The organism is Mycobacterium sp. 852002-51152_SCH6134967 (assembly GCF_001667105.1).
Classification (GTDB): domain Bacteria; phylum Actinomycetota; class Actinomycetes; order Mycobacteriales; family Mycobacteriaceae; genus Mycobacterium; species Mycobacterium neumannii_A.
On record NZ_LZIK01000012.1, the window covers coordinates 253,642 to 267,138 of the forward strand.

Consider the following 13,497-nt stretch of genomic DNA (forward strand, 5'->3'; position numbering starts at 1 on the left):
ACGGGTAACAGATTCGTATCGATTGACCCGCTTTTGCGACTTACCGTGCGGAAATGACCGAAACCAACACGTCGGCGGGCCTGCCGACCACGACCAAAGTGCTGTGCGCTGCATACGGCAGCATCGCGGTCGTCGCGCTGATCGCCACCTGGAGCCAGAACCTGGCCTACCTCGACCGCGGGGCGGACTTCCTCCGCGTGTTCTGGGAAGAAACCAAGGTCAACCCGGCGTCGCGATCCATCACCGCCGACATCGCCCTGTTCCTGCTCGCCGCGGTGATCTTCATGGTGTTCGAGGCGCGCAAACACGGCATCCGATTCGTCTGGATCTACGTCGTCGCCTCGTTCCTCATCGCAGTCAGCGTGACGTTCCCGTTGTTCCTTCTCGCGCGCGAATTGCGCATACATCGCACCGAGGCCACGCGGATCGGAGCACCGGACGCCGTCGGTCTCGTCGTCATCGCGATCCTCACGGCGGCCTTCACGATCTGGGTCGACGTGGTCTGAGCGTCGCGGGTGTCGGTGAGTAGGCTTTTCACTCGTCCAGCAGCACTCACCGAGGAGTCAAGCCGCAAATGCCTGTCGTAGTCGTCGCCACCATGACCGCCAAACCCGAATCCGTTGACACCGTACGGGACGCGTGCAAGAAGGCCATCGAGGCGGTGCACCAGGAGCCCGGTTGCGAGCTCTACGCGCTGCACGAGGCCAACGGCACCTTCGTGTTCGTCGAGCAGTGGGCCGACGAGGATGCCCTCAAGACGCACAGCACCGCTCCGGCCATCGGTGAGCTGTTCGGTGCGGTGGGCGAGCACCTTGACGGGGCCCCGGACATCAAGATGCTGCAGCCGGTTGTCGCCGGCGACCCGAGCAAGGGCGCGCTGCGGTCCTGATGCCCGGGCTCGCAGGCAAAGTCGCGTTCATCACGGGTGCGGCGCGCGGGCAGGGCCGCGCGGAGGCGGTGAAGTTGGCCTCCGAGGGCGCCAACATCATCGCCGTCGACCTCTGTGACCAGATCGCCTCGGTGCCTTACCCGTTGGCGACGGCCGACGATCTGGCCGAGACCGTGAAGCTCGTCGAGGACACGGGCGCGCGGATAGTGGCGCGCCAGGCCGATGTTCGCGACCAGAATGCGTTGGCCTCGGCAGTGCAGACCGGCGTCGACGAGTTCGGCCGTCTCGACATCGTCGTCGCCAACGCCGGTATCGCGCCGATGCAGTCGGGCGCCGACGGGTGGCGCGATGTGATCGACGTGAACCTCACCGGCGTCCATCACACGGTCGAGGTCTCCAAGGCTGCACTGATCGCCACCGGCGAGGGCGGCTCGATCGTGCTCACCAGTTCGGTGGTCGGTCTGGTCGGGATGGGCAGCGACGATCCCGGCGCGATCGGCTACGTCGCCGCCAAACACGGCATCGTCGGGCTGATGCGGCTGTATGCCAATCTGCTTGCACGCCACAGTATCCGCGTCAACTCGGTGCACCCTGCCGGCGTGGACACCCCGATGATCAACAACGAAGCGACGCGGCAGTGGCTGGGCAGCATCGCGGAGAAGAGCCCGCAGGACATGGGCAACGCACTTCCGGTGCAGGTGTTGCAACCCGAAGACATCGCCAACGCGGTGGCGTGGCTGGTCTCCGACGCGGCGCGTTACGTCACCGGTGTCGCGCTTCCCGTCGACGCGGGGTCGATCAACAAGCGCTGAGCTCTTGCCCGGGAGAAGTGCCGCACCTCGGTGCTGCGAGATGTGCCGGACCCTCGGTCGATGCTTCGCCGGCGTCGTCGCGGTCGAACGGTTTCCATGTGGCTCGGCACTCGGCACTCGCAGCCGTCTCTTTGTGTCGGCGATCCCTCTCGGACTGCCCAGCTACGAGCGAAATATTCGTCAGTAGCGAATAATTCGCTCAGAGGCGGGCAGCCCCACAACTGGGTCCCGCGAAGACTGGTGAGGCTGGACATACCGGCGACCGGCACCGCGACGGGACCTAGCCAAACCTAAGAGTCAGATCTCGATGACCGTCGGCACGATCATCGGCTGGCGCCGATAGGCCTCCCCTACCCATTTACCGACGGCGCGCCGCGACGCCTGGGCGATGCGGTTGATATCGGTGACCCGTTCGGCCACAAGCGCTTCGAGTGCCTCTTCGACTTTGCGGGTGGCCGGCTCGAGAGCCTTCGGGTCCTCGGAGAAGCCGCGGGAGTGCAGGTGCGGCGCCGCCGCGGGCTTACCGGTGCCGCGCTGGACGACGACCGTGATGCCGATGAACCCTGAAGAGAGCGTGAGCCGTTGACCGACCACGGCGTCCCCCACATCGCCGGTGACCAGCCCGTCGACGAACATCTTGCCGGTGGGCACCGCGCCCGCGATCGACGCCCGTCCGGCCACCAGGTCGACGCTCACGCCGTTCTCGGCCAGCACGATGTTGTCCTCGGGAACCCCTGTGCGGGCGGCCAAACCGGCGTTGGCACGCAACATCCGCCAGGTGCCGTGCACGGGCATCACGTTGCGCGGACGCACGCCGTTGTAGAGAAACAGCAGTTCACCAGCGTAGGCGTGCCCGGTAACATGCACCCGCACTTGCGCATTCGTGACGACACGCGCGCCGATCTTCGCCAGCGCGTCCAACACCCCGAAGATCGCTTCCTCGTTGCCCGGTATCTGCGACGACGACATGATGATGAGGTCGCCCGGGGTCAAGGTGATGCTGCGGTGCTCACCGCGCGACATCCGCGACAGCGCCGCCATCGGCTCCCCCTGCGTTCCGGTGGTGACGAGCACGACGCGTTCAGGTGCCATCATCTCCGCGGCGCCGATGTCGATGATGTCGTCATCGTTCTCCAGCGTGAGGTATCCGAGTTCCTTGGCGATCCCCATGTTGCGGACCATCGACCGCCCGACGAACGCCACCTTGCGGCCCAGCGCCACCGACGCGTCGATGATCTGCTGCACGCGACCGACATTGGAGGCGAAGCAGGCCACGATGACGCGGCCCTGCGCGCTGCGGATCAGCCGGTGCATGTTCGGGCCGATCTCGCTCTCCGACGGCCCCACACCGGGAATCTCGGCATTGGTCGAATCGCACAGGAACAGGTCCACCCCGGCATCACCGAGCCGCGACATACCGGGCAGGTCGGTGGGTTTCCCGTCGGGCGGAGACTGATCGAGCTTGATGTCGCCGGTATGCAGCACCGTGCCGGCGCCGGTGTGGATCGCGATGGCCAGGCAGCCGGGTATCGAGTGGTTGACCCCGAAGTATTCGCACTCGAACACGCCGTGTCTGGAACTCTGGCCCTCGTCGACTTCGACGAACACGGGTTTGATCCGGTGTTCGCGGCACTTCTCGGCCACCAAGGCGAGCGTGAACTTCGAACCGACCACCGGGATGTCGCGGCGAAGCTTGAGCAGGAACGGGATCGCGCCGATGTGGTCCTCGTGCGCGTGGGTCAGTACCAGCGCCTCCACCTCGTCGAGGCGGTTCTCGATCAGGCGCAGGTCGGGAAGGATCAGGTCGACGCCGGGCTCGTCGTGGGTGGGGAACAAGACCCCGCAGTCCACGATCAGCAACCGGCCCAGATGCTCGAATATGGTCATGTTGCGGCCGATTTCGCTGATCCCGCCCAGCGCAGTGACCCGAAGTCCGCCTGGGGCCAGTGGCCCCGGTGGGTTCAGTTCTTCGTTCACTACCGCAGCACCGCGGCCGCCCGCATATCTGCGGCCAGCGCGTCGAGTTGTGCAGGGGTGGCCGGTACTTGCGGCAGCCTGGGGTCACCGGCGTCGAAGCCCTGAAGTCGCAGCCCGGCCTTCGACAGCGTCACGCCACCGAGCCGGGCCTGCGCGTCGACCAGCGGGCCCAGCGTGACGTTGATCTTGCGGGCCGTCGCGATATCGCCGGATTGGAAGGCCGAGAACATATCTCGCAGCTGGCTGGCGGCGAGGTGGCCCCAGACGCTGACGAATCCGACGGCGCCCATGGCCAACCAGGGCAGGTTGAGCGCGTCATCCCCGGAGTAGTACGCCAGCCCGGTCTCGGCGATGATCTGCCCGCCACCGTGCAGATCGCCCTTGGCGTCCTTGACGGCCACGATGTTGGGGTGCTCGGCGAGCATGCGCAGCGTCTCCCACTGGATCGGCACCACCGACCGCGGCGGGATGTCGTAGAGCACCACCGGAAGCGGCGTCGCATCGGCCACCGCGGTGAAGTGGGCCAGCAACCCAGCCTGCGGCGGGCGCGAGTAGTACGGCGTCACCACCAGGAGCCCGTGTGCGCCCTCGGCCGCACACGCTTTGGCCAGATGCACGCTGTGCGCGGTGTCATAGGTGCCCGCACCGGCGATGATGCGTGCCCGGTCACCCACGGCGTCGAGTACCGCCCGCAGCAGTGCGATCTTCTCTGCATCGGTCGTGGTAGGCGACTCGCCGGTGGTCCCGGACAGCACCAGGCCGTCACAGCCGGCGTCGACGAGTCGTGTCGCCAGCTGGGCCGCGGCTTGGGTGTCGAGCATGCCGTCGGGCTTGAACGGAGTCACCATCGCGGTCAGCACGGTGCCCAACCGGGCCCTCACATCGATTCCGCTGGTGCTCACGGGGCTCAGATTACTCGTTGATGGTCACGCTTCCGTGGCCAGAGGGGATGTGGCGACCTCCGTGCCGTCGGACAGCGTGGAGATCTCGAAGTCGCTGAACACCTGGGGTGCGACGTCGACCAGGTGGCGCAGGCACTCGATGGCCAGCCGACGAATCTCGACGTCGGCGTGCTCGCTGGCCCGCATCGCGATGAAATGCCGCCACGCGCGGTAGTTGCCGGTCACGACGATGCGGGTCTCGGTGGCGTTGGGCAGCACCGCACGGGCGGCCTGTCGCGCCTGCTTGCGTCGCAGCACACCGAGTTGCTCCCCGGGCTCGCCGCCCCTGAACTTGGCTTCGAGGCGTTCGAGCAGCTCGGTGTAGGCGGTGCGGCTGGCGTCGGCGGCGGCGGCGAACATCTCGGTCAACTCGGGGTCGTCCTCGATACTCGGCGGCACCACCACCTGCGCGTCGTGCTCGGGAACGTACCGCTGCGAGAGCTGCGAATACGAGAAGTGGCGGTGACGGATCAGCTCGTGTGTGCACGACCGCGAAATGCCGGTGATGTAGAACGACACCGAGGCGTGCTCGAGCACCGAGAAATGCCCGACGTCGATGATGTGCCGAATGTAGGCCGCGTTGGTGGCGGTGCGCGGATTGGGCTTCGACCAGCTCTGATAGCACGCGCGGCCGGCGAACTCGACGAGCGCGGGTCCGCCGTCGGCGTCGGTTTCCCATGGCACTTCCGGCGGCGCGGTGAACTCCGTCTTGGCGATCAGCTGGACGCGCAGCGGCGAGGTCTCGGCCACGGCTCACCCTAACGCGGGCCGTCGGCGATGCCCGTGAGCGCCGAGATTGCGCCGAGCCGAACGCCGGGTGTGCGGTTTCATCCGCGACTCGCCGGTCGCAGCGGATCAGATCGCACATTCGGCGGCGAACCAAGCGAAGAATCCAGGTTTCGACCGCGCGCGGGCCGGGAACAAATCCGTTCTCAATCCGTGTTACCCAAACGCCGATCTAGAGAGGGAGGGTGACCAATGGCCACCGATTACGACGCACCGCGGGTGAAGGAAACCGACGAAGCGGTCGATGAGTCACTCGAGGCGATCGCCGCCCGGCGCGGTCAGGCTGACATCGCAGTTCTCGACGTCGATGACGGTGACGCGGTCGACCCGATCATCCTGCCCGATATGGACCTGTCCGGTGAGGAGCTCACGGTCCGGGTGATCCCGAAGCAGGCCGACGAGTTCACCTGCTCGAGTTGCTTCCTGGTGCAGCACCACAGCCGGCTGGCACTGCAATCCGGCGACCGCACGATCTGCGCGGACTGCGTCTGAGCGTCGTTTCCGGCCGGGTGTCGGGTTGTGTCAACCCGACTCTCGGCGCAAGTCGTCGACCAGGTCCCCGTTCGCGCCGACCGTGACGACTGACAACCCGAGCCACGACGCCATGGTCCGCAGTTCGTCCGCCAACACCGGAGCTACCCGCGACCGCTCTGCGCCCTCCTCCGCGAACGCACCCACAACGTGCAGGACGCCCGCGGCCCGATCGGCCTTCAAGTCCACCCTTCCGACCAGTTCACCGTCGAGCAGAAACGGCCACACGTAGTAGCCGTACTGCCGCTTCGGCGCCGGGGTGTAGATCTCGATGCGGTACCTGAAGCCGCCGAACAAGCGCTCCACCCGCGGCCGGAAGAAGATCAACGGGTCGAAGGGGCACAGCAGCGCCGTTCCGCGGTCGCGTCGCGGAATGATCTGTCCCGCCCGCAGATACGCCGGTCCCTTCCAACCGTCGACCTCCACCGGTTCCAGCTCGCCGTCGGCGACCAGTTTCGCGATCGCAGGCTTCACCTGCGCCGGCGACAACCGGAAATAGTCGCGGATGTCCTGCTCGGTGCCCACCCCGAGAGCGCCCGACGCCCTCAGCACCAACTCCCTGACGGCATCCGCCTCATCGACCTCACGAGCGAACACCTCCGGCGGCAGCACCCGCTCCGACAGGTCGTAGTGCCGGGCGAATCCGACCCGAGTGGCCGTCGTCAGCACCCCCGAGGCAAACAACGCCTCGGTCACCCACTTCGTGTCGCTGCGGTCCCACCACGGACCCTTCCGGCCGCGTTGTTCGGCGCCCAGATACGCCTCGATCTCGCCTGCGGTCGACGGGCCCAACTCCGTCACGGCGCTCACCACGTCGTCAACCAGCTTGGCGTTCTTCTTGACGATCTCCTTGCCCCACCGGCCGTGCGTGTACTCGCGCATCCGCCACCGCATCAGCGGCCAGTCGTCGACGGCCATCAGCGCTGCTTCGTGCGCCCAGTACTCGACCAGTATCCGAGGAGCGCGCGCCGAATGACTCCACGCCGCCCGATCGAGCACATCGCGGTCGTACGGGCCGAGCCGGCTGAACACCGGCGCGTAGTGCGCGCGCACCGACACCGACACCGAGTCCAGCTGCAGGACCTGTATCCGAGAGATCAGCCTGCGCAGGTGTGCACGCGTGACGGGGCCCCGCGGACGCGGCTCGGCGAAGCCCTGCGCGGCGACGGCGACACGGCGGGCCTGATCGGCCGTGAGTCTGGTCGGCACGTCTTCATCGTGCCGGACGCCACCGACAGTGCGTCAGCGCCGCCGGTAGCTGTAGAACCGGTAGCGCAATCCCGAGGTGCTGGTCAGCCAATCCCCCGCCGCACCTACCCAGGACTCGTCGAGCACCGGGGCCATCACGTCGGAGTCCTGACGCGGCAGCTCGATCTCGACCTCGGTCACCTCGCAGCGGGTGGCGACCTGCAGGGCAGCCAGGTAGATCTGCGCGCCGCCGATCACCCAGACCGGGTCATCGGTCAACGCCTCGTCCAGCGACGCCACCACGTCTGCCCCCTCGGCCGCATAGTCGCGCCGGTGGGTGAGCACCACGTTGCGACGCCCGGGCAACGGACGGACCTTGGCGGGCAGCGACTCCCACGTCAACCTGCCCATCACGACCGTGTGGCCCATCGTCAGTTCCTTGAATCGGGCCTGGTCCTCGGGCAGGCGCCACGGGATACCGCCGCCGCGGCCGATGACACCAGAGCTCGATTGTGCCCAGATGAGCCCGACGTTAGACCGCAACCGGGGCCTTGATCGCCGGATGCGGGTCGTAATTGAGGATGGCCACGTCTTCGTAGGTGTAGTCGAAGATCGAATCGCGCGGCGCGAGAACGAGTTCGGGGTACGGCCGGGGATCGCGGCTGAGCTGCAACTGCACCTGCTCGACGTGATTGTCGTAGATGTGGCAGTCGCCGCCCGTCCAGATGAACTCGCCGACCTCCAACCCGGTCTGCGCCGCCATCATGTGGGTCAGCAGCGCGTAGCTGGCGATGTTGAACGGCACCCCGAGGAACAGATCGGCGCTGCGCTGATACAGCTGGCACGACAGTTTGCCGTCGGCGACGTAGAACTGGAAGAACGCGTGGCACGGCGGCAACGCCATCTGCGGAATCTCCCCGACGTTCCACGCCGAGACGATGTTGCGGCGCGAGTCGGGATCGGACTTCAGCAGCTCCAGCGCGGCGCTGATCTGGTCGATGTGCTCGCCCGACGGCGTCGGCCACGATCGCCACTGCACCCCGTACACGGGGCCCAGATCCCCTGTCGGAGAGGCCCATTCGTCCCAGATGGTGACGCCGCGCTCCTGCAGCCAGCGTACGTTCGAGTCGCCGCGCAGGAACCACAGCAGCTCGTACACGATCGACTTGGTGTGCACCTTCTTGGTGGTGATGAGCGGAAAGCCGGCCGCGAGGTCGTAACGCATCTGGTGGCCGAACACGCTGCGGGTGCCGGTACCGGTGCGGTCCGACTTGGGGGTCCCGCGCTCCATCACCAGCCGCAGAAGATCCTCGTACGGGGTGGCAATCGGCACGTCGGTCAGCTTACTTCCAGACCCGGCGAGTAGAACGGAGGCCATGCCGAGCATCTCCGCGACCGTCACGACTCCTGACGGCACCTGCCCCGTGACCCTGCACACCCCGAACGGCCCCGGACCGTGGACCGGTGTGGTGATGTACGTCGACGCCGGCGGGGTCCGCGACACCTTTCAGGAGATGGCCGCGCGGCTGGCGGGCTTCGGCCACGCCGTGCTGCTCCCCGACGTGTACTACCGCCACGGCAACTGGGAGCCGTTCGACATGCAAACCGCGTTCACCGACCCGAAGCAGCGCAAACGCCTGTTCGGAATGATCTCCTCGATCACCCCGGACATGATGGCCTCCGACGCCGCGGCGTTCTTCGACTTCCTGCAGTCACGGCCGGAGGTCAAGGGCGACGCATTCGGCGTCTGCGGCTACTGCATGGGCGGGCGGACCTCGGTCATCGTGGCCGGTCGTGTGCCCGACCGGGTCGCGGCGGCGGGATCGTTCCACGCCAGTGGCCTGGTCACCGACGAACCCACCAGCCCGCACCTGCTCGCCGACCGGATGAAGGCCACCGTCTATGTCGCAGGCGCAAAGAAGGACCAGGGCTTTACGAACGCGCACGCCGAGACCCTCGACAAGGCTCTGACCGCAGCGAACGTCGCCCACACGGTGGAGTTCTATCCGGCCGGCCACGGCTTCGCGGTGCCCGACAACGCCCCGTACGACGAAGAGGCCGCCCAACGGCACTGGATCGCTCTGCAGGAGCTGTTCGAATCCGCTCTGCCCAATTGAGGCGCATTTCACCGGGTCCGATCACAGCCTTCCGGGGCGATACGCGACGATAATCCGATGGACGTTCAGGATCACGGCGCTCACGCGGACCACGAGGACGTCGGTTCGCGTATCGACCCGGTGCTGGCCCGCAGTTGGCTGCTGGTGAATGGCGCACAGTACGACCGGTTCGCCCCTGCCGTGCGGTCCCGAGCCGACATCGTCGTGCTGGACATCGAGGACGCGGTCGCGCCGAAGGACAAGACCGTCGCCCGCGACAACGTCATCCGCTGGCTGACCGAGGGCAACACCGACTGGGTGCGCGTCAACGGCTTCGGAACGCCGTGGTGGGCCGATGACCTCGACGCGCTCGCGAGAACATCGGTCGGTGGGGTGATGCTGGCGATGGTCGAATCCGTCGACCACGTCACCGAAACGGCCAATCGGCTACCGGGGGTGCCGATCGTCGCGCTGGTCGAGACGGCCCGGGGGCTCGAACGCATCACTGCGATCGCCGCGGCCAAGGGCACGTTCCGGCTGGCCTTCGGCATCGGCGACTTCCGGCGCGACACCGGCTTCGGCGAGAGTCCGACCACCCTCGCTTACGCGCGGTCGCGGTTCACGATCGCGGCCAAGGCCGCCCACCTCCCGAGCGCGATCGACGGCCCGACGGTCGGTTCGAGTGCGCTCAAGCTCAGCGAGGCCACGGCGGTGTCGGTCGAATTCGGTATGACGGGCAAGATCTGCCTGACACCCGAGCAGTGCACCACGATCAACGAGGGGCTTTCCCCGTCGCCCGAGGAAATCGCCTGGGCCAAAGAGTTTTTCGTCGAGTTCGAACGCGACGGCGGTGAGATCCGCAACGGGTCCGATCTGCCCCGTATCGCCAGGGCAAACAAGATCCTCGATCTGGCCCGCGCGTACGGCATCGAGGTCTCGGAGTTCGACGACGTCGACGATCCGGCGCACATCCCGGCTCCCTCGGACACCTACCACTACTGAGATCTACGACGTCCGCGCAGCACCATCTGCAGCGACCGCAGCAGACCGCGTGCGGCGTAGATCCCGGCGACAATCGTCGCGAGGATCATCACGATGAACATCAGCAGCCAGTTCGTCCGGTCGTGGTCGACGTTCCACCAGACGATGGTGAACAGGATCGCGCAGAGAAACACCACGATATCGCGCCAGCTACCGCGATAGGACATCGCCGCCAGCCGCAGGTCGCGGCTGCGCTCAGCGGCGCTGATCATGTCTTCGATGCGATGGTCGATGCTGGCTTTCAGCCGCGCCTTGAGTTCGGGTTGGTCGTCGGGTATGCGCTCGAGCAGGTCCATGTCTTTGGCGATCATTCCGCGGAAGTCAGGTCCGCGGAGGTTGCCCGCGGCGATCCCGAGTAGTGCCCCGCCGGCGAGTGGCGCGGCGCCCAAGGCGAGTTCGGCGATTCCCGGCATGGCTAGTCCTCCATCAGCGTCGCGGCCAGTGTGCCACCGAGTTCGTAGGCGCGTTCCCGCACGCCCGCGTCGACACCGCCGACGACCTCGAGCGCATCGGCGGCCTTGGTCAGGGCGAGCCCGGTCGCGAGCTTGTCCACCGCGTTGACCGCGCCGACGGTGTCGTTGTTGCCGTGCACCCACACGCCGTACGGCCGGCCGCCGACGTGATCGAGGCTCGGGTAGTAGACGGTGTCGAAGAAGTGCTTGAGCGCGCCGCTCATGTACCCGAAGTTGGCCGTGGTCCCGAACAGGTAGCCGTCCGCGTCGAGCATGTCGGGCAGGGTGGCGGCCAGCGCGGGACGAACCACGGTCTCGACGCCCTCGATGTCGGGGTCCCCGGCGCCGGCGAGGACGGCCTCGAGCAATTCGCGGGTTCCCGGCGACGGGGTGTGGTGCACGACCAACAGAGTCTTACTCATCGGTCCCGCTCCTCCATCTCGACAGCCCTCTTCATCGCTTCGCGCGCCCGGCTGCGGTCACCGGCGTAGTCGTAGGCACGCGCCAGGCGATACCACCGTCGCCAGTTCTGCGGGTCGTTGTCCAGTTCCGCACGCACGGTGACGAACAACGCGTCTGCGGCGTCGCGCTGGATTCGCCCGGACGGCATCCGCGGCAGCGCGCTGACGTCGAGTTCCATCCCCTCGTCGTGGCAGATCCGCGCGAGCCGCTGATGGGCCAGGCCGGCGCGCAGCGTGCTGAGCATGGCCCACAGCCCGATCAGCGGAAGCACCATCAGCGCCAGCCCCAACCCGACTGCGGCGGGCTCCCCGGTCGTGACGAATGCCATCGCCAGGCGGCCGAGCAGCACGAAGTACACGACCAGTGCCACACACATGAAGCCGATCAGCAGTTGGATGCGCAGGACGCGCCCGCCTTCGGCCATCAGAGGTCGAGGAGCGGCTCGATACCCACGGTGAGCCCCGGCCGTTCGGCCACCCGCCGCACCGCGAGCAGGACTCCGGGCACAAAGGAGGTCCGGTCCAGGCTGTCGTGCCGGATGGTCAGCGTCTCCCCCTGCGTGCCGAACAGCACCTCCTGATGAGCGACCAGCCCCGCCAGGCGCACCGAATGCACCGGAACCCCGTCGACGTCAGCACCCCGCGCACCGTCAAGACCGGTGCTCGTGGCATCGGGGTTGGGCGGCATGTCTTTTCGCGCCTCGGCGATGAGTCGCGCGGTGCGCGCCGCGGTGCCGGACGGGGCGTCGGCCTTGTGCGGATGATGCAGCTCGATGACTTCGACCGATTCGAAGTGCCGCGCGGCCTGCTGCGCGAAATGCATGGACAGCACCGCGCCGATCGCGAAGTTCGGCGCGATCAGGACCGCTGCCTCCGGTTTGGCGCCCAGCCAATCCCGGACGGTGGCCAACCGCTCGTCGGTGAACCCGGTGGTGCCGACGACGGCGTGTATCCCGTTGCCGATGAGGAACTCGAGGTTGTCCATCACGACGTCGGGGTGGGTGAAGTCGATGACGACCTCGGTCTGGCCGTCGGTCAGCAGGCTCAATGGGTCGCCCGCGTCGACTCCCGCGGTGAAGGTCAGGTCTTCGGCGGCTTGCACGGCCTCCACCATCGTCGCGCCGACCTTGCCCTTTGCCCCCAGCACTCCGACTCGCATGGCGTCACCTTATCCACCCGGGGCCCAGCTTGATCGACGCGACCGGATCGGCGCATTCGGTGGCGGCACTCCCTGAAAGCGGGTAACCATGCATGACGACACCGGAACGACAGCAGATGGAGTTCGAAGTGACGGATATGAGTGGCCGGCCCGAGCATCAGGTGGGCGATCAGCGGCCCGCACGCCAGGTCATCGCGACGTTCGACAACTATCCCGACGCGCAACGGCTGGTGGACCGCATGTCCGACGGCGGCTTCCCCGTCGAGCACGTGCGAATCATCGGCGACGATCTGCGCACGGTCGAACGCGTCACCGGACGTATGACCAAGGGGCGGGCGGCGTTCGCCGGCGCAGCGAGCGGCGCCTGGTTCGGGTTGTTCATCGGGCTGCTGTTCGCGATTTTCACGGTGGGTCCGGTGTGGATCGTGACCATGCTGATCGCGCTGGCGATCGGCGCGTTCTGGGGCGCGGTGTTCGGGTTCGTCGCGCATGTGGCGACCAGAGGCGAGCGGGACTTCTCCAGCGTCGAGACACTCGAAGCCCGGCGCTACGAGGTGTGCGTGCCGCCGCAGTACGCCGCCGACGCGGCGCGTTACACCCAAATACCCTGAGCGGCAAAGCTTCCCGCCGCTAGAGCGGCGACGCCCCTCGCAGGTGTTCGAAGATCAGCGACGTCTGCGTACCGGCCACGTCGGCGTCGGCGTTGAGGTTCTCCACCACGAACGACCGTAGGTCGTCGGTGTCACGCGCGGCGACGTGGAGGATGAAGTCGTCGGCACCCGCGAGGAAATACACGTCCATCACCTGCGGCCTGCGCCGGATCTGCTGGATGAAGCTGTGGATCCGCCCGCGAGCGCTGGACTGCAGGCTCACCGAGATCATCGCCTGTAGCGGCAGACCGATCGCGGCTGGATCGATGTCGGTGTAGAAACCGCGTATCACCCCCGACTCCTGCAGTCGGCGGACCCGGCCGTGGCATGTCGACGGCGCAATCCCGACCGCCTCGGCCAGTGCGTTGTTCGAGATTCGCGCGTCACGGTGCAGCGCGGTGAGAATCCGGCGGTCGACGTCGTCGAGGGGAACCGGGCGAACATCCTTCGGGCCGACGCCCCCCGAGACCCGCGAGAATGAAGATGTTTCGCTCATACCGCGACCCTACAGAAT

General features: G+C 67.1%; 18 protein-coding genes. 7 read left to right on the top strand and 11 right to left on the bottom strand.

What is annotated here, in order from left to right; genetic code table 11:
* The first annotated feature begins 53 nt into the window (after positions 1 to 53).
* The 3 genes from A5790_RS03920 to A5790_RS03930 all read left to right on the top strand — a co-directional run bounded on the left by A5790_RS03920 (position 54) and on the right by A5790_RS03930 (position 1,701).
* Complete coding sequence (locus tag A5790_RS03920; protein ID WP_066841470.1) at positions 54 to 506, top strand: DUF2834 domain-containing protein; 453 nt, start codon at positions 54 to 56, stop codon at positions 504 to 506.
* Between the two features lie 68 nt (positions 507 to 574).
* Positions 575 to 889: a putative quinol monooxygenase gene (locus A5790_RS03925; protein WP_064349694.1), complete on the top strand. Its 315-nt coding sequence runs from the start codon at positions 575 to 577 to the stop codon at positions 887 to 889.
* Positions 889 to 1,701: a mycofactocin-coupled SDR family oxidoreductase gene (locus A5790_RS03930; RefSeq protein WP_066841471.1), complete on the top strand. Its 813-nt coding sequence runs from the start codon at positions 889 to 891 to the stop codon at positions 1,699 to 1,701. The genes A5790_RS03925 and A5790_RS03930 overlap by 1 nt, the downstream gene beginning before the upstream one ends.
* A gap of 297 nt (positions 1,702 to 1,998) precedes the next feature.
* Here the strand turns inward: A5790_RS03930 and A5790_RS03935 are convergent, their stop codons facing one another.
* Genes A5790_RS03935 through thyX form a run of 3 tightly spaced genes read right to left on the bottom strand, consistent with a single transcriptional unit; the run spans position 1,999 to position 5,369 of the window.
* Positions 1,999 to 3,678: a ribonuclease J gene (locus A5790_RS03935; RefSeq protein WP_066841472.1), complete on the bottom strand. Its 1,680-nt coding sequence runs from the start codon at positions 3,676 to 3,678 to the stop codon at positions 1,999 to 2,001.
* Positions 3,678 to 4,580, bottom strand: a complete 903-nt coding sequence (gene dapA, locus A5790_RS03940; protein ID WP_066841473.1) for a 4-hydroxy-tetrahydrodipicolinate synthase — start codon at positions 4,578 to 4,580, stop codon at positions 3,678 to 3,680. The genes A5790_RS03935 and dapA overlap by 1 nt, the downstream gene beginning before the upstream one ends.
* A gap of 24 nt (positions 4,581 to 4,604) precedes the next feature.
* Entirely contained in the window at positions 4,605 to 5,369 is a 765-nt protein-coding gene (thyX, locus tag A5790_RS03945; RefSeq protein ID WP_066841474.1) for an FAD-dependent thymidylate synthase, read from the bottom strand.
* A 228-nt stretch (positions 5,370 to 5,597) separates the two neighbouring features.
* Here thyX and A5790_RS03950 point away from each other — a divergent pair, with 228 nt between their 5' ends.
* On the top strand, positions 5,598 to 5,897 hold the full coding sequence (locus A5790_RS03950; protein WP_066841475.1) for a DUF4193 domain-containing protein: 300 nt from the start codon (positions 5,598 to 5,600) through the stop codon (positions 5,895 to 5,897).
* Between the two features lie 30 nt (positions 5,898 to 5,927).
* On the opposite strand, the gene A5790_RS03955 is transcribed toward A5790_RS03950, so the two are convergent.
* From A5790_RS03955 to A5790_RS03965, 3 genes are read right to left on the bottom strand one after another with little or no spacing between them, the layout of a single operon-like run.
* Positions 5,928 to 7,145, bottom strand: a complete 1,218-nt coding sequence (locus A5790_RS03955) for a winged helix-turn-helix domain-containing protein (RefSeq protein ID WP_066841476.1) — start codon at positions 7,143 to 7,145, stop codon at positions 5,928 to 5,930.
* A gap of 33 nt (positions 7,146 to 7,178) precedes the next feature.
* Complete coding sequence (locus tag A5790_RS03960) at positions 7,179 to 7,667, bottom strand: dihydrofolate reductase (protein ID WP_066841477.1); 489 nt, start codon at positions 7,665 to 7,667, stop codon at positions 7,179 to 7,181.
* Positions 7,657 to 8,457 carry a thymidylate synthase gene (locus A5790_RS03965; RefSeq protein ID WP_066841540.1) on the bottom strand — a complete coding sequence of 267 codons (801 nt, stop codon included), beginning with the start codon at positions 8,455 to 8,457 and terminating at the stop codon, positions 7,657 to 7,659. Before A5790_RS03965 ends, A5790_RS03960 begins: the two co-directional genes overlap by 11 nt.
* Before the next feature lie 43 nt (positions 8,458 to 8,500).
* Here A5790_RS03965 and A5790_RS03970 point away from each other — a divergent pair, with 43 nt between their 5' ends.
* A complete protein-coding gene (locus A5790_RS03970) occupies positions 8,501 to 9,241 on the top strand; it encodes a dienelactone hydrolase family protein (protein ID WP_066841478.1) in 741 nt (246 codons plus the stop codon).
* A gap of 57 nt (positions 9,242 to 9,298) precedes the next feature.
* Positions 9,299 to 10,222 carry a CoA ester lyase gene (locus tag A5790_RS03975; RefSeq protein ID WP_066841479.1) on the top strand — a complete coding sequence of 308 codons (924 nt, stop codon included), beginning with the start codon at positions 9,299 to 9,301 and terminating at the stop codon, positions 10,220 to 10,222.
* Here A5790_RS03975 and A5790_RS03980 read toward each other — a convergent pair.
* The 4 genes from A5790_RS03980 to dapB are packed head-to-tail and all read right to left on the bottom strand — an operon-like array spanning position 10,216 to position 12,333.
* Positions 10,216 to 10,674, bottom strand: a complete 459-nt coding sequence (locus tag A5790_RS03980; RefSeq protein WP_066841480.1) for a hypothetical protein — start codon at positions 10,672 to 10,674, stop codon at positions 10,216 to 10,218. The genes A5790_RS03975 and A5790_RS03980 overlap by 7 nt on opposite strands.
* Positions 10,675 to 10,676: 2 nt before the next feature.
* Positions 10,677 to 11,135: a flavodoxin family protein gene (locus A5790_RS03985; RefSeq protein ID WP_066841481.1), complete on the bottom strand. Its 459-nt coding sequence runs from the start codon at positions 11,133 to 11,135 to the stop codon at positions 10,677 to 10,679.
* On the bottom strand, positions 11,132 to 11,599 hold the full coding sequence (locus tag A5790_RS03990; protein ID WP_066841482.1) for a hypothetical protein: 468 nt from the start codon (positions 11,597 to 11,599) through the stop codon (positions 11,132 to 11,134). Before A5790_RS03990 ends, A5790_RS03985 begins: the two co-directional genes overlap by 4 nt.
* Entirely contained in the window at positions 11,599 to 12,333 is a 735-nt protein-coding gene (gene dapB / locus A5790_RS03995) for a 4-hydroxy-tetrahydrodipicolinate reductase (RefSeq protein ID WP_066841483.1), read from the bottom strand. The genes A5790_RS03990 and dapB overlap by 1 nt, the downstream gene beginning before the upstream one ends.
* A 92-nt stretch (positions 12,334 to 12,425) precedes the next feature.
* On the opposite strand from dapB, the gene A5790_RS04000 reads away from it, so the two are divergent.
* Positions 12,426 to 12,944 carry a general stress protein gene (locus A5790_RS04000; protein ID WP_231987585.1) on the top strand — a complete coding sequence of 173 codons (519 nt, stop codon included), beginning with the start codon at positions 12,426 to 12,428 and terminating at the stop codon, positions 12,942 to 12,944.
* 19 nt (positions 12,945 to 12,963) lie between these two features.
* Here the strand turns inward: A5790_RS04000 and A5790_RS04005 are convergent, their stop codons facing one another.
* Positions 12,964 to 13,479, bottom strand: coding sequence for an Lrp/AsnC family transcriptional regulator (locus A5790_RS04005; RefSeq protein ID WP_066841484.1), 516 nt, complete (start codon positions 13,477 to 13,479; stop codon positions 12,964 to 12,966).
* Positions 13,480 to 13,497: the final 18 nt, after the last annotated feature.

Excerpts from the sequence above, each read along its gene's own strand:
- A5790_RS03920 (WP_066841470.1), top strand. The coding sequence starts at position 54 with ATGACCGAAACCAACACGTCGGCGGGCCTGCCGACCACGACCAAAGTG.
- A5790_RS03925 (WP_064349694.1), top strand. The coding sequence starts at position 575 with ATGCCTGTCGTAGTCGTCGCCACCATGACCGCCAAACCCGAATCCGTT.
- A5790_RS03930 (WP_066841471.1), top strand. The coding sequence starts at position 889 with ATGCCCGGGCTCGCAGGCAAAGTCGCGTTCATCACGGGTGCGGCGCGC.
- A5790_RS03950 (WP_066841475.1), top strand. The coding sequence starts at position 5,598 with ATGGCCACCGATTACGACGCACCGCGGGTGAAGGAAACCGACGAAGCG.
- A5790_RS03970 (WP_066841478.1), top strand. The coding sequence starts at position 8,501 with ATGCCGAGCATCTCCGCGACCGTCACGACTCCTGACGGCACCTGCCCC.
- A5790_RS03975 (WP_066841479.1), top strand. The coding sequence starts at position 9,299 with ATGGACGTTCAGGATCACGGCGCTCACGCGGACCACGAGGACGTCGGT.
- A5790_RS03980 (WP_066841480.1), bottom strand. The coding sequence starts at position 10,674 with ATGCCGGGAATCGCCGAACTCGCCTTGGGCGCCGCGCCACTCGCCGGC.
- A5790_RS03985 (WP_066841481.1), bottom strand. The coding sequence starts at position 11,135 with ATGAGTAAGACTCTGTTGGTCGTGCACCACACCCCGTCGCCGGGAACC.
- A5790_RS03990 (WP_066841482.1), bottom strand. The coding sequence starts at position 11,599 with ATGGCCGAAGGCGGGCGCGTCCTGCGCATCCAACTGCTGATCGGCTTC.
- dapB (WP_066841483.1), bottom strand. The coding sequence starts at position 12,333 with ATGCGAGTCGGAGTGCTGGGGGCAAAGGGCAAGGTCGGCGCGACGATG.
- A5790_RS04000 (WP_231987585.1), top strand. The coding sequence starts at position 12,426 with ATGACGACACCGGAACGACAGCAGATGGAGTTCGAAGTGACGGATATG.
- A5790_RS04005 (WP_066841484.1), bottom strand. The coding sequence starts at position 13,479 with ATGAGCGAAACATCTTCATTCTCGCGGGTCTCGGGGGGCGTCGGCCCG.